Origin of the sequence: Streptomyces sp. NPDC058086 (genome assembly GCF_042885015.1) — a bacterium.
Taxonomy (GTDB): Bacteria; Actinomycetota; Actinomycetes; order Streptomycetales; family Streptomycetaceae; genus Streptomyces.
Window position 1 is genome coordinate 97,371 of sequence record NZ_JBHVST010000005.1, and the last position, 19,185, is coordinate 116,555.

The window sequence follows — 19,185 nt, forward strand, 5'->3', positions numbered from 1 at the left end:
CAGAGGCTCGGGCACACCGTAACGGCTGTTGCGCCGGTTTGTGGATGAGTTGCGCAGGAACGGTGCATCAGGCGGGCATGCGACGGTCTGTGGAGCGGACGGACCACCCCCGGGCGCCGGGAGGTTCATGGTGCGGACCGTGCTGTCGGCGCCCAGGTCACGCGCCGTACACTCCCCGAGTGACCGCCACCGCAACTTCCGTAGACGAGCCGGATCAGCTCGAACCCCAGGCCGCGCCCGCATCGCGCGGGGCCAGACTGGCTCGGCGATACGCTCCGGCCGCCGCCGCCGCGCTCTGCGGAGTGCTGCTCTACGTCAGTTTCCCGCCGCGCACCGTCTCCTGGCTGGCCCTGCCGGCTTTCGCGGTCCTCGGTTGGCTTCTGCGCGGTCGCTCCTGGAAGGCGGGCCTCGGGCTCGGCTATCTGTTCGGCCTCGGCTTCCTGCTGCCGCTGCTCGTGTGGACCGGTGTCGAGGTCGGCCCCGGCCCTTGGCTGGCACTCGTCGCCGTAGAGGCGGTGTACGTGGCGTTCGTCGGCGCGGGCATCACCCTCGTCTCCCGGCTGCCCGGCTGGCCGTTGTGGGCGGCGGCGGTCTGGATCGCGGGTGAGGCGGCACGCGCGCGTGCGCCGTTCGGCGGCTTCCCCTGGGGCAAGGTCGCCTTCGGCCAGGCGGACGGCATCTTCCTTCCGCTGGCCGCGGTGGGCGGCACTCCGGTGCTCGGCTTCGCGGTCGTGCTCTGCGGCTTCGGGCTGTACGAGGTCGTGCGCCAGGTCGTCGAGGGCCGACGCACCGGTGCCGTACGCCGAGGGGCCGCCGCGGCGGCGCTGCTCAGCGTGGCCGTCCCCGTGGGCGGGGCGCTCGCCGCGCGGTCGCTGGTGAGCGACAAGGCCGAGAACGGCACGGCGACCGTCGCCGTCATCCAGGGCAATGTGCCGCGTGCGGGGCTCGACTTCAACTCCCAGCGGCGCGCCGTGCTCGACTACCACGCACGGGAGACCGAGCGGCTGGCCGCCGAGGTCAAGGCGGGCAAGGTCGCCCGGCCCGACTTCGTGCTGTGGCCGGAGAACTCCTCCGACGTCGACCCCTTCACCAGCGCCGACGCCCGCCTCGTGATCGACGACGCCGCAAAGGCCATCGGCGCGCCCATCTCGGTCGGCGGCGTCGTCGAGCGCGACGGCAAGCTCTACAACGAGCAGATCCTGTGGGACCCGGTCAAGGGCCCCCTCGACACGTACGACAAGCGACAGGTCCAGCCCTTCGGCGAGTACCTTCCGCTGCGTTCCCTGCTCGGCGCGATCAACAAGAACTGGACCTCGATGGTCCGCCAGGACTTCAGCCGGGGCCACAAGCCGGGCGTGTTCACCATGGACGGCTCCAAGGTCGGACTCGTCACCTGCTACGAGGCCGCCTTCGACTGGGCCGTGCGCAGCACTGTCACCGACGGCGCGCAGCTGATCTCGGTGCCGAGCAACAACGCGACCTTCGACCGCAGTGAGATGACCTACCAGCAGCTCGCCATGTCCCGCGTCCGCGCCGTCGAGCACAGCCGGACCGTCACGGTGCCGGTGACCAGCGGCGTCAGCGCCGTGATCATGCCGGACGGGAGGATCACCCAGCGGACCGGGATGTTCGTGGCGGACTCGCTGGTCCAGAAGGTGCCGCTGCGCTCCTCCGAGACCCCCGCCACGCGGCTCGGCATCCTGCCGGAGATGCTGCTGGTGGCGGTCGCGGTGGGCGGTCTCGGCTGGGCGGGTACGACGGTGGTCCGTGGGCGCCGGAACGGCGCCGTTCCGGGCGATCTTGCCTGACCTCGGCAGGGTGACGGAATCCGGCCGTTAGGGTCGGTCCATGGCTACCCCTGACTTCATCCGCACCATCCGGGCCTCGGCCGGCCACCAACTGCTCTGGCTCCCCGGAGTCAGCGCCATCGTCTTCGACGACGAGGGCAGAGTGCTCCTGGGCCGGCGCACCGACAACCGGAAGTGGTCGATCATCGGCGGCATTCCGGACCCGGGCGAGCAGCCCGCGGCCTGCGCCGTGCGGGAGGTCTTCGAGGAGACCAACGTGCACTGCGTCGTCGAGCGCGTGGTGCTGGTCCAGGCCCTGGAGCAGGTCACCTACGAGAACGGCGACACCTGCCAGTACATGGACACCACGTTCCGGTGCCGGGCCGTCGGCGGCGAGGCGAGGGTCAACGACGACGAGTCGCTGGACGTCGGCTGGTTCGCGGTCGACGCCCTGCCCGAGCTGAACGAGTTCGGGATGTTCCGGATCAAGCAGGCCCTGTCGGACGCGCCCACGTGGTTCGACCCCACGACCTGAGCGCGGCCGGACCGGGGAGCGGACGGCTCACAGCCGGATGACGACGAGCGCGGTGTCGTCGTCGGGGCCGCGCTGAGGCGCGGGGACGAGATCGGCGAGCACGGCGTCGGCGAGGGGCTCGGGGCCGAGCAGATGATGGTGTTCGACGCTGTGGGCGAGGCGGTCCAGACCGGCGTAGATGTCCTCGCCCCGGCGCTCGATCAGACCGTCGGTGTAGAGGACGAGGGTGCTGCCGGGACCGTAGCCCACTGTCGCCTCGCAGCGGGGAAGCGAGTCGTCGCCCGCTCCCAGGGGCGGGTCGGTGGCCGAGTCCAGCACCTCGACGGCGCCGTCGCCGTGGGCCAGCAGAGGCGGCGGGTGGCCGGCGCGGCTGTAGGTGACGGTGAGGGCGGCGTGGTCGATGACGGCCTGGACGGCGGTCGTCGCGAGCGCGCCCTCGACCGTCTGGGCGTGCGCCGCGAGAGTGGTGAGTGCGTCGGCGGGCCGCCCGGTGGCGCGGATCGCCGCGCTCAGGGCGCTGCGCAGCTGCCCCATGGTCCCGGCCGCCTCCAGACCGTGCCCCACCACGTCACCGACCGCCACGGCCAGCCGTCGCGCGTCGAGGTCGATCAGGTCGTACCAGTCGCCGCACACGTTGAGGAAGCTCGTCGCGGGCCGGTAACGCACCGCCACCCCGGGTCGGTCCGGCAGCATCGTACTCGGCAGCATGGCGCGCTGCAGCGTGACGGCGACCTCGTGCGCGCGGGCGTGGGCCTCGCGCAACTCCTCGTTGAGTTCCTGGAGTTCCAGGGAGCGGTTCAGCAGATCGGCGGTCATCGCGTCCTCGGCGGTGAGGGGCAGTTCGGGCAATTCCGGTGCGGCGCCGAGCGCCCGCCGTGCGAGTATCAGCGCGGTGACCTCCTCGACGCGGTGGACGATGAGTGAGACCCGGCCGTCGGCGTCGAGGAGAGGGACGTTGACGGGGCTCCAGTAACGCTCCTCGAACACGCCGGGCCGGTCGGGCACCTCCACGGAGTACTTCTGCAGGGCCATGGTGTCCGGCCCGCCGGTGGCCAGCACCCGCTCCAGCGAGGCGCGCAGCACCCGGGGACCACTGGCCCAAGGATCGGAGGGGTTGTCGGGAAACACGTCGAAGACGCACCGACCGAGCAACTCCGCGAGGCTCCGTCCGGAGACCCTCGCGAAGGTCCGATTGGCGTCGGCGACCACCATGTCGGGCGTGAGCAGCAGCACGGGACTGGGCAGGGCTTGGTAGACCTCCGCGTAGTCGATGTCGATGGCCCGGCCGCGTCTTTCGGCGGGCGCATCACTGTCACCCATGTCCCATGTCTACTCCGCCCCCTCGTCCGATGCGACACGGTGACCGTTTCCGGCCCGCCCGAGCGCATGGCCTGTGGCCGGGTTCTCTTGCCAGGCAATGTTCGGAAGGATGATGGAGGATGGATCGCAGAGCCCCCGACAGGGCCGTGCTCACCAAAGAACGAGCTGAGGACATGAACTGTTACGACTGCCTCGGCACCCCCGGTCCCGCGGTCGCCGTATGCATCCGCTGCGGCGCGGCGTTGTGTCGCACGCATGTGCACGAAAGTCACCCGCCGACCCAGGACATCACCGGAACCGGCCGGGCCACCCACGAGAAGCCGGCCCGCCACATCACCTGCGGCTCCTGCCGCGCGGCGGAGACGAGCTGAGTCCGCCGGCGCACCGGCCGCGACCCATGGTGTGAGCCGCGGCGTCCGTCCCACGCCCTGAACGTCACCTGAACAGTCACCGCCCCCAGGCATCCCGGTGGGCCGTTCCGCCCTCTTTCTGAGCGAACGGCGAGCACACCGGGAAGGCACGTCCATGGTCAGCACCACCGCAGCGATCCTCGCGTCGGCCCAGCGGACGGGCGGCCGCAGCCCGGTGGGGGGACCGGCCCATGCCAGACCCGCGCTGCTCGCGATCCTCGCGGTGGCGGCCCTGCTGTTCACCTGGGACATCCAGCACAGTGGCTACCACGCGTTCTACGCGCAGACCGCACGCAGCATGTCCGAGAGCTGGAAGGGCTTCCTGTTCGGCTCCTTCGACCCCGGCAACTCGATCACGATCGACAAACTGCCCGGCTTCCTGTGGCCCCAGGCGCTGTCCGCGCGGATCTTCGGATTCCATCCGTGGGCGCTCACCCTGCCGCAGGCCATCGAGGGCGTGCTCAGCGTCGCCGTCCTGTACCGCGCGGTGCGCCGCTGGGCCGGGGAGAGCGCGGGCCTGCTCGCGGCGGGCGCGTTCGCGCTCACTCCGGCGGTCGCGGGGCTCTTCCGCACGCAGGCCGAGGACCCCGCGTTCACCCTGCTCGTCCTGCTGGCCGCCGACGCCACGCTGCGCGCGGCCCGCGAGGCCCGGCTGCGCCCGCTGCTCGCGGCCGGGATATGGGTCGGCCTGGGCTTCCAGGCCAAGATGCTGGAGGCCTGGGCGGTACTCCCGGCGCTCGGCCTGCTGTACGTGGTCTCGGCACCGGCAGTGCTGCGCCGCCGCCTGGCCCACCTGGCCGCCGCCGGCGCGGTGTGCCTGGCGGTCTCGGCCTCGTGGGTGCTGCTGGTGACGCTGACCCCGGCCAAGGACCGTCCGTACGTGGACGGGACGACGAACAACTCGGCCATCAGCCAGGTCGTCGGATACAACTTCCTCACCCGCTTCTCCAGCCTCGGCATCGACGCCAAGGACACCGGAAGCGTGGCGGCGCAGACCATGGCGGGCACCGCCCCCGCGGAGCCCGGGCACGGACACGCCGCCACGCAGTGGGCCAAGATGGTCGGCCCGTCGCTGGCCTCGCAGGTCGGCTGGCTGTACCCGGCGGCCGCGCTCGCCGCGGTGTGCGGCCTGGTGTGGCTGCGCGGCAGGCCGCGTACGGACCCGCTGCGGGCGGGCTTCCTGCTCTGGGCGGTTTGGCTGGCCACGTACTTCCTGGTGTTCAGCGCCGGAGCGGTCGGCGGCCACACGTACTACATGGGTGTCGTGGCCGTACCGCTGGCGGCGCTCTTCGGCGCCGGGACGGTGCAGTTCTGGCGTGCCTGGCGCAAGGGGAGCGGGGCGCGGACGTGGGCGCTGCCCGTCGCCGTGGTGACCACGGTGGCCTGGTCGGCGGTGGTCGCGGGACAGTACCCGACGTTCCTGCCGTGGCTGGCCCCGGCCGCGATCATCCTCGCAGCGGGCGCGCTGGCGCTGCTGGCGCTGTCCCGTACCGATGGCGCCGAAGGGGCGCGACGGCGCATCGCCGTGCTGGGCCTCGGCCTGGCCGTCGCGGCCATGCTGGGGCCCTCCGCGGCCTGGGCCTCCTCGGTCCTGGACCCCGCGTACGGGCACTCCGGCATGGGCTCCGCCGGGCCGGTGTCCACGTGGCACCATCACAACGCGGGGCAGCGGACCTTCTCCGCACCGCCCGCCGCCCGGAACGCGGGTGGCAAAGCCCCCGAGTCCACCGACGGACTCGACGAGGACCAGCAGCGGCTGCTGGCCTACACCCGGGCCCACCAGGACGGAGCCACCTTCCTGTTCGCGACGACCAGTTGGCGGTCCGCCGCCGCGTACATCCTCTATGCGGGCGCCAAGGTGCTTCCCATGGGCGGATTCACCGGGGCCGCGCCCACGCCCACCGGAGCCCAGTTCCGTCACCTCGTCGCCACCGGCCGTCTGCGCTACGTCGTCCTCGGTGGCGCGGTGACCGTCCCCGGCCAGACCAACGCCCGCTGGGTGAGCGCCCATTGCGCACGCGTACCGCTCCCGACGTCACGCCTCTACCGCTGCTCACCCGGTTCTGCTGCCGTACTCCCTTGACGCGTTCCCGGCGTCAGTCGCGGCCGGTGCCCCGGTAGAGGTCCAGCTCGCCCTCCAGCTCGACGGCGAGGACGGTGGCGTACTCGTCGAGGTCGGCCGCGGCGGGCGCGTCGATCCAGGTCACGCCCGGGACGGCGTCGAGGCCGCCGGTGACGTGGTGGCCCAGTACGGTGCCGGTGCCCAGGACCGTGACGCGCCTGACCTCGTTGCGCAGGCCGCGCAGCGAGACGTTGTCACGGGGTGTGTCGAAGCAGATCAGGTACAGCGTGCGCCGGTCGGCGGAGAGGGTACTGGGACCGTAGTGGTGCCCGGCGGGCAGCCCGGCGACCGTCCCGTACACCGCGTCCGTGTGCCGCCCGATCCAGGCGCCGAGCCCCTCCAGGCGCTCGATCTGCTCCTCGGGGATGGTCCCGTCCTCGCGGGGCCCGGCTCCGAGCAGCAGATTGCCGCCCATGCCGATCGTCTCCGTGAAGTAGCGCACCAGCTGGCGCACCGACTTGAAGTCGCGGTCCTGCGGCCGGTAGCTCCACGAGTCGTTGATCGTCAGACACAGCTCCCACGGGCCCTCGGGGGCCTGGAGCGGGGTGCCCTGCTCAGGAGTGGCGTAGTCGCCGTGGCTGAGCATCCGCGCGTTGAGGACGGCGTCGGGGTTGCCCGCGAGGATCAGCTCGGCGAGCTCGTCCATCCGCCACTGTTCCTCCGTGCGCTCCCACTCGCCGTCGAACCAGAGCAGGTCGGGGCGGAAGCGGTCCATCAGCTCGCCGACCTGGCCGTCGCGGTAGGCGAGGTAGCGCTCCCAGGCGGCCGGGTCCTCCTTGCCGGGCTCGGCGTGCGAGTAGGGGCTCGGCGGTTCACCTGGCCTCACGTGCCGGATGCTGGGGTAGTCGGGGTGGTTCCAGTCGGAGTGCGAGTAGTAGAGCCCGACCTTCAGCCCCCGTTCACGCAGCGCGTCGACGAAACCCGTGACCAGGTCCCGGCCGGCCGGGGTGTCCCGGACGACGTCGAGACTGCGGTGGTCGGTGTCCCAGAGGGCGACGCCGTCGTGGTGTTTGGTGGTGAGGACCGCGTACCGGGCGCCGATGCGGGCGAACAGATCGGCCCACGCGTTCGGATCGTACTTCGACGCGGTGAAGCCTTCGAGCTGTTTCATGTACTGCTCGTGGGTCATCTCGCCCGTGTAGAACGACCAGGACTCGGCCGCTCCGCCCACGGCGTAGACGCCGTAATGGATGAAGACGCCCAGCTTGGCGTCGGGAAACCAGGGTTGCATCGGCATGCGCCCACGGTAGGCGGCGGGGCTCGCTGGGCGCGTGGGCTCCGGTCACCATCACTGGTTCGTTTTCACCCTGGCCATCGCCTTGAAGCACTGGCCGACGGGTGGGAAAGGCGCTGCCTTCGCGCCCCCGGGCGGGCAGGCAAGCGCTTCAACCGGTGGGCGGATCTGCGTACTTGGCGTTATCCGGTGGTACACCGTGGCGGATCTGCGTGTTCAATCAATGGTATTGCCACACGTACGGACAGTCCCACCCGTCAGGAGGCCCCGTGATCGCCGTTCCCGAACCGGAACTCACCGAACGCGAAGTGATCGAGCGGGCCGTGGCGATGCGGCCCGCGCTGCTCGAACGGCAGCCGGAGACCGAGCGGCTGACGATCTACCCCAAGGACAGCCACGAGGACTTCCTGCGCGCCGGTTTCTACCGGATGCTGCAACCGCGCAGGTACGGCGGGTACGCCTTCGGCCTGCCGACCTTCTACCGCGTCGTGACCGAGGTCGCGCGCGGCTGCCCCTCCACCGGCTGGGCCCTGTCTCTCACCGCCGCCCATGTCCTCCAGGTCGCCTCGGTCTTCGAGGAGAAGACACAGGACGAACTCTTCGGCGACGAGGGCGACTTCCGGGCCGCCTCCACCGCGACCCCCGTCGGGGTGGCGCGGCCCGACGACGACGGTCACGTGATCCTCGACGGCACCTGGTCCTACTCCTCCGGCTCCCCGTACTCCACCCACTACGTCGGTCAGACCCTGCGCGCCCCCGACAAGCCGGAGGACCCGCCGGGGCCGCTCGTACTGTTCGTGGCGCCGCGCTCCGCCTGGACCCTGCTCGACGACTGGCAGGGCGTCCTCGGCCTGCGCGGCAGCGGTTCCCACAGCATCCGTTTCGACGAGGCGCGCATCCCCGCGCACTTCACCCGGGAGGCGAGCCTGTTCGACCTGCCCGTCGAGGGCGGCTCCCTCGGCTCGAAGCTGCACGGCCATCCCATGTACGCGGGGCGCGCGGCGAGCTTCTTCCACGGCGAGCTGGCCGCCCTCATGATCGGTACCGCGTACGCGGCCGCCGACGAGTACGCCCGGATCATCGCCGAACGGCCGCTGGCCCTGGACCCCGGCCGCACCCGCGCCGACCTCCACGACTACCAGCGCCACCTGGGGGAGGCGCTGGCCGCGATCCGCACGGCGGACGCGGCGCTGCGGGCCACCGCCGACGACTGGATGGAGGCCTGCTGCGACAACGTGTCGGGCCGGGCCCCCTTCACCACCGCCGTCGACAACCGGCTCGCGCTCGTCTTCGTCACCGCCGGGCGCCTGGCCTGGGACGCGCTCCAGGGCATCCTCTTCCGCACGGCGGGCTCCCGGCACGCCCGCGACGGCGCGCGGATGCAGCGTTACTTCCGGGACGCCGCCACGATCTGGTCGCACCTCGGCCCCACGATGGCCGAACCGCTGGCCCGCCGCGTCGGCCGAGACCGCCTCGGCCTGCCGTCGGACGACATCCCGCTGATCTCCTGACCGCCTGATCTCTCGGTCTCTCGATCTTGTGAGCAGCGGCGGGCGGGGGCGGGGAATGCCCCGGCCGCGAGTGGGTAGGCGCGACAGGAGCCGCGCCCGGGGCGAGTCCCGCCCCGGGCGGCCTGTCCGTCACTACCTGGGATCTGCCAATGGATACACCCTCGAACCACCACCACTACCTGCCGACGGCCACGACACCGGCCCAGGAGGCACTGAACGCACTCGCGGAGAACACCGAGAACCCGCTCGCCCTGGACACCCTGGCCGGCAGCGAGGTACTGGTCCCCGTGCCGGACGACGCGAGCGAGGAGGACGTGCGCGACCCCGGCGCCGTGGCGCTGCCCGTGCTGGAGCAGCCGGGCGGGGAGCAGGTGGTGCCGGTGTTCACCTCGGAGCCGGCGATGGCCGAACTCCTGCCGTTCGTCTCCCGCTACCGCCTGGTTCCGCTGGGCGCGCTCGCCTCCCAATGGCCGGCCGGTGATCTGTCGCTCACCATCGACCCGAGTTCGCCGAACGGCCTGACCCTCACCTCGGAGGGTGTGCGCACCCTGTTGGTCCGGCCACGGGCCTGACCGCCGTCCGGTCCTAGAGACACTTGCCCGGGTTGAGGATGCCCCGCGGGTCGAACGCCTCCTTGAGCCGGCGCTGCAACGTGTGGGCCGCGGGCCCCAGTTCGTCCGCCACCCACTGCCGCTTGAGTACGCCCACACCGTGCTCACCGGTCAGCGTGCCGCCCAGCCGCAGGGCCAGCGCGAAGATCTCACCCGCTGCCTCCCAGGCCGCGTCGGGGAGGCGGGGCAGCGACGGGTCCACGACGATGATGGGGTGGAGGTTCCCGTCCGCCGCGTGCGCGAGGGTGAAGACGGGCACGTCATGGCGTGCGGAGACGGCACGGATCTCCCGCGCCGCCTCCGCCAGCCGGGAGCGGGGCACCGCGATGTCCTCGATCAGCGGACGGCCGAGGTGCTCCAGCGCGGGCAGCGCGAGACGGCGGGCGGCGAGCAGGGCTTCCGCCTCCGCCGGATCCGCCGTCGTCTCGACCGTCGTGGCCAGCGGGGCGAGCAGCCGACAGACGGCCTCCGCCTCGATCGCCACGCCCGCGCCGTCGCACTGCACCAGCAGCAGCGCCGCGCCGCGCTCCCGCAGCGCCGGGTCGACGGCGCCCAGCACCGGCCCGTCCACCAGCTCCGCGAGCGCCGGTTCGACCCCGGCCCTGGTGAGGGAGTACGACGCTTCGGCGGCCGCTTCGAAGGAGGCGAGGTACGCGGCGAGGGTGGCCGTCGCCACGGGGACGGGCCGCAGCCGCAGCGTCGCCGACGTGATCACCGCCAGGGTGCCCTCGGAGCCGGTGAGCAGGGCCGTGAGGTCGTAGCCGGTGACGCCCTTGACGGTACGGCGGCCGGTGCGTACGACCGTGCCGTCCGCGAGCACCGCCTCCAGGCCCAGCGCGCTGTCCCGGGTCACGCCGTACTTCGCGCAGCGCAGCCCGCCCGCGTTGGTCGCGATGTTCCCCCCGATCGTGGACAGGGCCGCGCTGGCCGGGTCGGGCGCGTAGCGCAGCCCGTGCCCGCCCGCGACCCGGTCCAGCTCGGCGGTGATCACGCCGGGTTCGACGAAGGCGAGCTGGTCGTCCGCCGGAAGCGTTCCGTGCGGGCCGCCGGATGACCGAGGTTGGCGGGCACACGCGTCGGGGCGAAGGTGTGGAAGAAGGCCTGCGCGGCCCGTGCCACGCCCAAGTAGAGGGCGGCCAGCGGGAGATGGAGCGAGGCGCCCGCCCGGTTGTCCTGCTCGGCCGCGGGACCGTGCGGGCCGAGTCCCACGACGTTCTCGTATGGGATCGCCACCTCGCGGAAGGTCACGTCGTGGCTGCCGCTGGCGCGCAGCCCCAGGTGGTCCCACCGGCCTGTGATCTCGATGCCGGGGGAGCCGCCCGGGACGAGGAAGGTGCCGACGCTGGGCTCCGGCTCGTCGGTGGTGGCCCACACCAGGAACCAGTCCAGGCCCTCCGCGCCGGTCACGAAGCGCTTGGTGCCGCTCAGCGACCAGCCGCCGGGGGTGCGCCGGGCGAGGGTCGCCGGGAGGCCGCCCCGCGCGGGGGAGCCCAACTCGGGCTCCACGCGCGCGTGGTTGATGAGCACCGGCCGTTCGAAGGACTCTTCGTGGCCCTGCGCAGCCTGACCGCGATAGCCGACTGCGGCGGCTTCCACCGCGCGGCCCGCTCCCTCGCCCTGAGCCAGTCCGCCGTCAGCCAGCATGTGCGCAGGCTGGAGAAGACCCTCGGCCGCCCCGTCGTCGAACGCGAGGGCCGCGGCACGCGGTTCACCCCCGAGGGGCGGCTCCTCGTGGAACAGGCCCGTCGCATCCTCGCCGTCCACGACGAGGCCGTACGCGCCCTGCTCGACGTGGACGGCGACACCGTCACCATCGGCTCCACCGAGCACGCGGCCGACCAGTTCCTGCCCCGGCTCACCGCCGCCGTCCAGGAGGTGCGCCCCGGCTGCCGGGTCCGCTTCCGCATCGACCGATCGGCCCGCCTCGTCGAGGCCGTGGAGCGCGGCAGCGTCGACGTCGCGGTGTACGTCACCGAGGCCGCCGCCACCGAGGGCACCCCCGTCGGCGGGCTACCGCTCACCTGGCACGCGACGCCCCCGGCTGGGCACCGCCCGCCGCACCCGCGCCCGTCCCGCTGGTGGCCATCGAGGACCCGTGCGCGATCCGCCGCCGGGCCATCGCCACCCTCGCCGCACACGGTGTCGCGGCCACCGTCGTCGGCGACGCCGGCTATCTGGCGGGCGTTCTCGACATCGCCCGCACCGGCCAGGGCGTGGCCCTGCTCGCCGCCGTCGGACCCACCCCGGACGGGCTCGCCCCGTACGACCGGCTGCCCCCGGTCACCCCCATCCCCATGAGCGCGCTGGCCCGCCCCGGCGCCGATCCGGCGACCGTCACCGCCGCCTTCGACGCCGTACGGGATCTGTTGCGCTGAAGACGTCCGTGCCGGGCGTGAGAATGACCGCATGAAATGGATCTCGGGCGTGGCCGGCGGCCTGCTCCTGGTGCTGGTGTTCGCCAGCATCCTGCGCACCCTCGTCGTGCCCCGCGGGCTGTACTCCTCGATGGTGATCCGCTGGTGGCGCTCCTTGCGCTTCCTGCTGCGCCTCGCCGCCCCCGGCGGCGGCTACCGTGCCATCGACCGCGCGCAGACCTGGCTCGCCCCGCTCATGCTGATGGGCATGCTCGTGAGCTGGCTCGGCGGCGTCCTGATCGGCTTCGGACTGCTGCTGCACGCCATCTCCTCGCTGACCTGGACCCAGTCGGTCCGGGAGGCGGGTTCCAGCCTGTTCACGCTCGGTTTCGCCAGCGGCGACCGACTGCACCTGTCCGTGGTGGACTTCATCGCGGCCGCCACCGGACCGGTCGTGATCGCCCTCCAGATCGCGTACCTGCCCACCCTGTACGCCGCCTACAGCCGCCGCGAGCTGGAGGTGACCCTGCTCCAGTCGCGCGCGGGCGAACCCGCCTGGGGACCGGAGATCCTCGCCCGGCAGTGGCTGGTCGACACCGAGACCGCGCTGCCCGAGCTGTACCGCTCCTGGGAACGGCTCGCCTCCGACATCGGCGAGAGCCACTCCACGTACCCCGTCCTGCTCGCGTTCCGCTCACCGCGGCCCTACCGCAGCTGGATCGTCGCCCTCGTCGCCGTCATGGACGCGGCCGCCATGCAGCTCGCCCTCACCCCGAGCAGCGCCCCGCCCGAAGCCCGCCTGATGCTGCGCGCGGGATTCACCGCACTGCGCGACATCGCCCGCTCCCTGCGTTTCCCTTACGACACCGACCCCGCGCCCGACGCCCCGATCCAGCTCACCTACCTGGAGTTCGACGCCGCCGTCGCGATGGTGGAGGCGGCCGGTTTCCCCGCCGAGCGGACGGCCGAACAGGCGTGGCCGCACTTTCGCGGCTGGCGGGTCAACTACGAGACGATCGCCCACGAGTTGTGCCGCCGCGGCGACGCGGTCCCGGCGCTGTGGACCGGGCCGCGGGACTTCGCCTCGACACCGATCCCGCCCGCGCGCCCCGCGGACCGGCGCCCAGGCGAAGATCGTCCCGAACTACCCCCGGCTGCCGCGTAGTTCTGGCCGCCAAGTGGGGAAGATCCCCCGGGTACGGTTCGATGCGGAGGGATGGGGGTCCCCTTGAAAGTCGTCCTGCTGGGTACGGCCGCCGGTGGCGGCTTCCCACAGTGGAACTGCGCGTGCGCGCTCTGCGCGGCCGCCCGCGACGGAAAACTGCCCGCGCGGACCCAGGAGTCCGTCGCCCTGAGCGGCAACTCCCGTGACTGGTGGCTGCTCAACGCCTCACCCGACATCCGTACGCAGCTGACCACCACCCCCGCGCTCGCACCCGGACCGGGGCCACGGGACACACCCGTACGGGGCGTGCTCCTGACCGACGCGGAGGCCGACCACGTCGCCGGTCTGACCGTGCTGCGCGGTGGCGCCGGACTCAAGGTCTACGCCGCACCGCCCGTCCTCGCCACCCTGGCCCCACTGCGTGACCTGCTCGACCGCTACGCCCCCTGGCAGTGGGCGGACAGCCTGACCGAGGGCGGGTTCGTGCTGTCCGGCGGTCTGGTCGTCACCGCGCACCCTGTCGGTCCCAAGGCCCCGAAGTACGTCGCCGGCCCCGCCCCGGACGACCGCTGGGTGACCGCGTACCGGATCGAGGACCTGGCGGGCGGCGGAGTGCTCCTGTACGCGCCCTGTCTGGGCGCCTGGACCCCGGAGCTGGACGACCTGCTCGCCTCGGCGGACTGCGCACTGCTCGACGGCACGTTCTACGCGGCCGACGAGATGGGCACCGCCGTGCGCTCGCGGGGCGGGCGGCAGGCCGCGATGGGGCACCTTCCGGTGGCGGGCGCGCGCGGCAGCCTCGCGGCCCTCGCCCACCATCCCGGCCCCCGGCGGATCTACACCCACCTCAACAACACGAACCCGCTGCTCGACCCGGACTCGGACGCCCGTGCGCGGGTGAGCGCGGCGGGGGTCGAAGTGCTGCCGGACGGGGCGGAGCTCGTGGTGTAGAGCGTTCGTGGTCTGGAGGACCCGGGGCGTCGTGTGGAGGGGCGACCCTAGGCGTTCAGCATGCGGGTCAGCACGGCGCGTTGCAGGGGGCGTACCTCGGTGTGCAGGTCGCGTCCCTTGCGGGTGAGCGCGACCCACACGCCGCGCCGGTCCTCCAGACAGACGGTGCGTTCCACCAGGCCGTCCTTCTCCAGCCGCCCGATCAGGCGGGACAGGGCGCTCTGGCTCAGATGGACGCGATCGGCGATGTTCTGCACCCGGCAGTGCTCGCCCTCGTGCGCGAGCTCGCTCGAGACGAGGATGTCCAGCACCTCGAAGTCACTGGCCCCGAGACCGTGCGGGTGCAGCGCGCGGTCGATCTCGCACATCGTGCGCGCGTGCACCGACAGGATGTCCCGCCACCGGTCCTCGAGCGGGGCCTCGCTCGCCGTGTTCACTGCCATATGTGCACGGTAACAGAGGTCCGGGGTTTTATTGAGTGTGCAACTAGTGCGGTTGCAACAACCCGGCGGGGCTACTCGCCGGAGCCGTCCTGGAGGAGCCCGACGAGGTTCCCGTCCGTGTCCTTGACCGAGGCGATCAGCCTGCCGCCGCCCACGTCCTGGACGTCCTGGAGCGTCTCGGCGCCGGCTTCCAGCAGGCCGGCCAGCGTCGCCCGGATGTCGTCGACGTGCCAGTACGGGACCGGTCCGGTCATGCCCTTGGCGTGACCGTTGGGGTCGAGACCGACGTCCTGCCCGGAGTCCTTGAATCCGACGTAGTACGCGGTGTCCGCATAGGGCTCCGTTCCGAGCAACGCGCCGAACAGGGCCTTCGCCCGCGCGAGGTCCTTGACGGGATAGATGATGGTCTTCAGCCCTGCGGTCATGGTGACTCCTCCGTGGTGTGTTCCGGTGCTTTCACGGTAGGGCGGGGGAGTGCCTGGAGGCTTCTCGAATCCTGACCGGTCCCAGCCCCCTCGGAGTCGAGGGTGCGGCTCAGGTCGAGTCGCGTCGCACCAGTTCCGTCGGCAGGATCACCGCCGCCGGGTCGTCGCCCCCTATCTGCGCGAGCAGCACCCGCACCATCTCGTTGCTGATGCGGTCCCAGGGCTGGCGGATGGTGGTGAGGGCGGGGGTGACCGCGGTGGCGGCGGGGGAGTCGTCGAAGCCGCCGACGGCGACGTCCTCGGGGACCCGGCGGCCGGCCTTGTGCAGCGCGGCCAGCACACCCTGGGCCATCAGGTCGGAGGCGACGAACACCGCGTCCATGTCCGGAGCGCGGTCGAGGAGCTGCTCGGCGCCCGCCTCACCGCTGGCCCGGCTGTAGTCGCCGGAGGCGACGAGGCGGTCGTCGGCCTCGACGCCCGCCTCGGCGAGCACCTCCCGGTAGCCCGCGAGCCGCTCGACACCGCCGGGGGTGTCGAGCGGACCCGTGACCATGCCGATGCGGCGACGACCCAGGGAGACCAGGTGCTTGACCATGTCCCGGGCGCCGTCGCGGTCGTCCGCGGCGACGTAACTCACCTTGGAGCCGAGCCCGATGGGCTTGCCGCAGGCGACCAGCGGCACGCCCGCCTCACGCAGCTGCTCGGCGACCGGGTCGCCCGAGTGGCTGGAGACCAGCAGCACTCCGTCGACGTGGCCCGCGGTGATGTACCGCGTGATGCGCCGCCGCTCGTCCTCGGTGCCCGCGAGCATCAGCAGGAGGGGAATGTCGTGCCCGGCCAGCGCCTGGGTGCAGCCACGCAGCAGGACGTTGAAGTTCGGGTCCTCGAAGAACCTCTCCTGAGGTTCGGTGAGCAGGAAGCCGATGGAGTCGGAGCGGCCGGTGATCAGCGAGCGGGCGTGCCGGTTCACGACATAGCCCGTTCTGCGGATGGCGGCGTTGACCGCCTCCTGTGCCGCCGGGCTCACGTAGTGCCCGCCGTTGAGCACCCGCGACACCGTGCCCCGGGACACGCCGGCCTCGCGCGCGACGTCATGGATCGTCGGCGGTCTGCGCCTGCCCCCCGCGTTGGTCATGGTCACGACTTTACGGCTCCCGAGAGCAGATCGAGGCTCCAGAATCGCTGGATGACCAGGAAGAGAGCGATGAGCGGAATGATCGCGAGCAGTGCGCCGGTGATCACGAGCGTGTACAGCGCCGGGGTGTTGGCGCCCTGTTCGAGCAGCGTGAACAGACCCAGCGTGATCGGGAACTTCTCGTCGTCGCTGAGCATGATGTACGGCAGCAGGAAGTTGTTCCACACGGCGACGAACTGGAACAGGAACACCGTCACCAGTCCGGGCACCATCATCGGCAGCGCGATCCGGGTGAAGATCCGCCACTCGCTGGCCCCGTCCATTCGTCCGGCCTCGACCACGTCACCGGGCACGGCCGCGGAGGAGTAGATCCGGGCGAGGTAGACGCCGTACGGGGAGAGGACGAGGGGCAGCAGCACGGACGCGTACGAGTCCGTGAGGTCGGCCTTGGCCAGCAGCAGGTACTGCGGGATCGCCAGGATCACCGGCGGCATGAGCACGCCCGCCATCAGGACGCTGAAGACGGTCTCGCGGCCCCGGAAGCGGTAGATCGCGAGCGCGTAGCCGCTGAGCGCCGAGACGGCCGTCGACAGGAGGGCGCCGAGACCCGCGTAGAGGGCGGAGTTGCCCATCCACTTCCAGTAGATCCCGTCGCGGTAGGCGTTGAGGTCCTTGACGTTCTGTGTGAAGCCGGAGCCCGGCAGGAACGTGAAGGTCGAGAACAGCTCACGGCCCGACTTGGTCGCCGCGATCAGCACCCACGCGACGGGCAGCAGACAGTAGAGCGCGCCGAGCAGCAGCGTCAGGGTGGGTACGAAGGCGATACGGCGGCGCAGCGGCGGGCCCTGGGCGGTGCCGGGGGTGGTAGCCGCGGCCGGTGCGGCCTTTCGCACGGCAAGAGAACTCATCGTGCTTCCTCCTGCTTGTTACGGGAGTTCGCGGCCCGCAGGAAGCCGAAGGACAGGACGAGGGTGACGACGGCGATGATCGCCGCCTCCGCGGCGGCCGAGTAGATGTCGCCCTTGCCGAAGGCGTCCTGGTACACCTTCATGAGCGGACTCCAGGTCGTGGAGACGGAGTTGGTGAGGGGTTTGAGGGTGGTCGGCTCGCTGAACACCTGGAGCGTCGCGATGATCGAGAAGAAGAAGGTGAGCACCAGTGAGGGCGCCACCATCGGGATCTTGATCTTCAGCGCGATCTGCAGGGGCGTGGCGCCGTCCAGCTTCGCCGCCTCGTACACCTCGGCCGGGATGGCCTGCAGCGAGGTGTAGATGACGATCATGTTGAAGCCGGTGCCGCCCCAGACCGCGATGTTGGACAGGGCGAGATACAGCGGGCCGCCGTCCAGCAGGTTCGGCTGCGGCATCCCCAGTTTGTCGAGGACGAAGTAGAAGGGGCTGACGTCCGGGAGGTACAGGAAGCCCCACAGCAGCGCGGCGACTACGCCGGGAATGGCGTACGGCAGGAAGATCGCGAGCCGGGTGAAGGGGGCCAGGCGCACCTTGTCCGTGTCGAGCATCAGCGCGAACAGCAGCGCGAGGCCGAGCATCACCGGGATCACGATGGCGCCGTAGCCCACCACGCGCACCGCGCCGCTCAGCAGCTCGGAGTCGGAGAGGGCGTCCTTGTAGTTCTCCAGCCCCGCCCAGACTTCCTTGCGGGCGCCCGAGCCCAGGCCCAGGCCCTTGACCTGCACCTTGTGCAGGCTCAGCCAGAGCGCGTAGCCGATGGGCAGCGCGAAGAAGAGGGCGAAGAGGATCGTCGCGGGGAGGAGGAAAGCGTACGGGGCCCCCTTGACCCCGTACGTCTTCCGACGTGCCGTCGTCACTGAGCGACCCCGAAGCCCTGCTTCTTGAGGTCGGCGACCGTGTCGTCCTGCATCTTCTTCAGAGCGGTGGTGAAGTCCGACTTGTCCTTGGCGGCGGCACCGAACGCGTCCTTGAAGGTCGTGTAGGCGACGTTCACGTTCGGGCCCCAGGCGGAGGGCGCGGTGGTCTTGGCGATCTCCGCGGCCTTCGTGTAGAAGTCCGGCTGGTTGGAGAAGAACGCCGGCGGCTGGGAGAAGGCGTCACTGGTCTGCGCGGTGGTGGCGGCCGGGTAGATGCCACCCTCCTTCGCCAGCGCGGCCACCGCCTGCGGGTCCGTGTTCAGCCAGGTGGCGAACTTCGCGGCGGCCGCCTTGTGCTGCGAGTCCGTGGTGACGGCCGTCGAGGAGCCGCCCCAGCTGCCGGTGACGTCCGTGCTGTTGTCCCACTGCGGCAGCGGGGCCATCGCCCACTTGCCCTTGGTGTCGGGGGCCGCGGTGGTGAGGGTGCCGGGCGCCCAGACCGCGCTGACCCAGGCGATCTGCTTGCCGGTGTCCAGCGCCTTGTTCCAGGACGGCGTGTACATCGGCTGGTTGTCGATCGCGCCCTCCTTGACGAGACCGCCCCAGAAGTTGGCGACCTTCTCCGACGCCGAGTCGTCGATGCCGACCTTCCACTTGTCGCCCGAGGCGGTCCACCACTTGGCGCCCGCCTGCTGGGCGAGACCGGCGAAGAGGCCGGAGTCGTTGGCGGAGAAGGTGGTCAGGTCCTTGTCCGGGGCCTTCTTCTTCAGCGCGCGGGCGGTCTCGGCGAACTGCTCCCAGGTCGTGGGAACCGTCAGGCCGTACTTCTTGAAGAGGTCCTGACGGTAGTAGAACATCATCGGGCCGATGTCCTGCGGGATCGCGTACACCGAGTCCGAGCCCAGCGTCGTCTGCTGCCAGACACCGTCGGCGAACTTGCTCTTCGCGTCCTTCGACTCGCCCGCTATGTCGGCGAGCGCGTCATTGCTGACCAGGGTCGGCAGCGCCTGGTACTCGGCCTGGACCAGGTCCGGGGCCTTCTTCGCCTTGTGCGCGGTGAGGATCTTGGTGACCAGCGTGTCGCCCGACGCCTGCTTCTTCACCGTGACCGTGATCTTCTGCTGCTTGCCCGGCCCCTTGTTCCAGAGGTCGGCCACCTTGTCCATGCCCGGAGTCCAGGACCAGTACGTCAGGGACGCCGGACCCGATTCGGACGAGCTCTTGTCGTCCGACGAGCCGCAGGCGGCGAGTGCGGTGCCGCCGAGCGTGACGGCGATGGAGGTGGCCACGAGGCAACGCAGCTTCGTGTTTGGCATGGATCTTTCTCCCCTGACCTGGGTCCCCGCCTGCTGCG

Annotated in this window: 19 protein-coding genes and 1 pseudogene; 10 read left to right on the forward strand and 10 right to left on the reverse strand. The window is 71.4% G+C overall.

The window, feature by feature from the left end; translation table 11 throughout:
- Positions 1-179 precede the first annotated feature (179 nt).
- Positions 180-1,808, forward strand: coding sequence for an apolipoprotein N-acyltransferase (gene lnt / locus ACFVWD_RS05640; RefSeq protein ID WP_389594114.1), 1,629 nt, complete (start codon positions 180-182; stop codon positions 1,806-1,808).
- A 40-nt stretch (positions 1,809-1,848) separates the two neighbouring features.
- Positions 1,849-2,322 (forward strand): NUDIX domain-containing protein, encoded by a 474-nt coding sequence (locus ACFVWD_RS05645; protein ID WP_389594115.1) that lies wholly within the window; start codon positions 1,849-1,851, stop codon positions 2,320-2,322.
- A gap of 27 nt (positions 2,323-2,349) precedes the next feature.
- Here ACFVWD_RS05645 and ACFVWD_RS05650 read toward each other — a convergent pair whose 3' ends face one another.
- Positions 2,350-3,642: a PP2C family protein-serine/threonine phosphatase gene (locus ACFVWD_RS05650; RefSeq protein WP_389594116.1), complete on the reverse strand. Its 1,293-nt coding sequence runs from the start codon at positions 3,640-3,642 to the stop codon at positions 2,350-2,352.
- A 119-nt stretch (positions 3,643-3,761) separates the two neighbouring features.
- Here ACFVWD_RS05650 and ACFVWD_RS05655 point away from each other — a divergent pair, with 119 nt between their 5' ends.
- Together ACFVWD_RS05655 and ACFVWD_RS05660 are read left to right on the forward strand one after the other, a co-directional pair.
- Positions 3,762-4,013, forward strand: a complete 252-nt coding sequence (locus ACFVWD_RS05655) for a DUF2180 family protein (protein WP_389594117.1) — start codon at positions 3,762-3,764, stop codon at positions 4,011-4,013.
- 154 nt (positions 4,014-4,167) lie between these two features.
- On the forward strand, positions 4,168-6,135 hold the full coding sequence (locus ACFVWD_RS05660) for an ArnT family glycosyltransferase (RefSeq protein ID WP_389594118.1): 1,968 nt from the start codon (positions 4,168-4,170) through the stop codon (positions 6,133-6,135).
- Between the two features lie 13 nt (positions 6,136-6,148).
- Here the strand turns inward: ACFVWD_RS05660 and ACFVWD_RS05665 are convergent, their stop codons facing one another.
- The gene (locus ACFVWD_RS05665; protein ID WP_389594119.1) at positions 6,149-7,411 is read right to left on the reverse strand and encodes an alpha-L-fucosidase; all 1,263 of its coding nucleotides are present in this window, start codon (positions 7,409-7,411) and stop codon (positions 6,149-6,151) included.
- A gap of 266 nt (positions 7,412-7,677) precedes the next feature.
- On the opposite strand from ACFVWD_RS05665, the gene ACFVWD_RS05670 reads away from it, so the two are divergent.
- Together ACFVWD_RS05670 and ACFVWD_RS05675 are read left to right on the forward strand one after the other, a co-directional pair.
- Entirely contained in the window at positions 7,678-8,919 is a 1,242-nt protein-coding gene (locus ACFVWD_RS05670) for an acyl-CoA dehydrogenase family protein (protein ID WP_389594120.1), read from the forward strand.
- A gap of 149 nt (positions 8,920-9,068) precedes the next feature.
- Positions 9,069-9,491, forward strand: coding sequence for an SseB family protein (locus tag ACFVWD_RS05675; protein ID WP_389594121.1), 423 nt, complete (start codon positions 9,069-9,071; stop codon positions 9,489-9,491).
- 13 nt (positions 9,492-9,504) lie between these two features.
- On the opposite strand, the gene ACFVWD_RS05680 is transcribed toward ACFVWD_RS05675, so the two are convergent.
- Entirely contained in the window at positions 9,505-10,521 is a 1,017-nt protein-coding gene (locus ACFVWD_RS05680) for an FAD-binding oxidoreductase (protein WP_389594122.1), read from the reverse strand.
- Entirely contained in the window at positions 10,518-11,174 is a 657-nt protein-coding gene (locus ACFVWD_RS05685) for an acyl-CoA dehydrogenase family protein (RefSeq protein ID WP_389594123.1), read from the reverse strand. Before ACFVWD_RS05685 ends, ACFVWD_RS05680 begins: the two co-directional genes overlap by 4 nt.
- Here ACFVWD_RS05685 and ACFVWD_RS05690 point away from each other — a divergent pair.
- The 4 genes and pseudogenes from ACFVWD_RS05690 to pqqB all read left to right on the forward strand — a co-directional run.
- Positions 11,079-11,450 (forward strand): annotated as a pseudogene (locus ACFVWD_RS05690) (LysR family transcriptional regulator); the annotation flags it as partial. The gene ACFVWD_RS05685 and the pseudogene ACFVWD_RS05690 overlap by 96 nt on opposite strands.
- A gap of 158 nt (positions 11,451-11,608) precedes the next feature.
- Positions 11,609-11,905: a hypothetical protein gene (locus ACFVWD_RS05695; protein WP_389594240.1), complete on the forward strand. Its 297-nt coding sequence runs from the start codon at positions 11,609-11,611 to the stop codon at positions 11,903-11,905.
- A gap of 31 nt (positions 11,906-11,936) precedes the next feature.
- Positions 11,937-13,049, forward strand: a complete 1,113-nt coding sequence (locus ACFVWD_RS05700; RefSeq protein ID WP_389594124.1) for a hypothetical protein — start codon at positions 11,937-11,939, stop codon at positions 13,047-13,049.
- 63 nt (positions 13,050-13,112) lie between these two features.
- Positions 13,113-14,000, forward strand: coding sequence for a pyrroloquinoline quinone biosynthesis protein PqqB (gene pqqB, locus ACFVWD_RS05705; RefSeq protein ID WP_389594125.1), 888 nt, complete (start codon positions 13,113-13,115; stop codon positions 13,998-14,000).
- Positions 14,001-14,047: 47 nt separating this feature from the next.
- Here the strand turns inward: pqqB and ACFVWD_RS05710 are convergent, their stop codons facing one another.
- The 6 genes from ACFVWD_RS05710 to ACFVWD_RS05735 all read right to left on the reverse strand — a co-directional run bounded on the left by ACFVWD_RS05710 (position 14,048) and on the right by ACFVWD_RS05735 (position 19,147).
- Positions 14,048-14,443: a MarR family transcriptional regulator gene (locus tag ACFVWD_RS05710; RefSeq protein WP_101407467.1), complete on the reverse strand. Its 396-nt coding sequence runs from the start codon at positions 14,441-14,443 to the stop codon at positions 14,048-14,050.
- A gap of 71 nt (positions 14,444-14,514) precedes the next feature.
- Positions 14,515-14,868 (reverse strand): VOC family protein, encoded by a 354-nt coding sequence (locus ACFVWD_RS05715; protein ID WP_168489563.1) that lies wholly within the window; start codon positions 14,866-14,868, stop codon positions 14,515-14,517.
- A gap of 109 nt (positions 14,869-14,977) precedes the next feature.
- Positions 14,978-16,009 carry a LacI family DNA-binding transcriptional regulator gene (locus ACFVWD_RS05720; RefSeq protein ID WP_389594126.1) on the reverse strand — a complete coding sequence of 344 codons (1,032 nt, stop codon included), beginning with the start codon at positions 16,007-16,009 and terminating at the stop codon, positions 14,978-14,980.
- A complete protein-coding gene (locus ACFVWD_RS05725) occupies positions 16,006-16,911 on the reverse strand; it encodes a carbohydrate ABC transporter permease (RefSeq protein WP_389594127.1) in 906 nt (301 codons plus the stop codon). The genes ACFVWD_RS05720 and ACFVWD_RS05725 overlap by 4 nt, the downstream gene beginning before the upstream one ends.
- The gene (locus tag ACFVWD_RS05730) at positions 16,908-17,831 is read right to left on the reverse strand and encodes a carbohydrate ABC transporter permease (RefSeq protein ID WP_389594128.1); all 924 of its coding nucleotides are present in this window, start codon (positions 17,829-17,831) and stop codon (positions 16,908-16,910) included. The genes ACFVWD_RS05725 and ACFVWD_RS05730 overlap by 4 nt, the downstream gene beginning before the upstream one ends.
- Positions 17,828-19,147, reverse strand: coding sequence for an extracellular solute-binding protein (locus ACFVWD_RS05735; protein ID WP_389594129.1), 1,320 nt, complete (start codon positions 19,145-19,147; stop codon positions 17,828-17,830). Before ACFVWD_RS05735 ends, ACFVWD_RS05730 begins: the two co-directional genes overlap by 4 nt.
- Positions 19,148-19,185 lie beyond the last annotated feature (38 nt).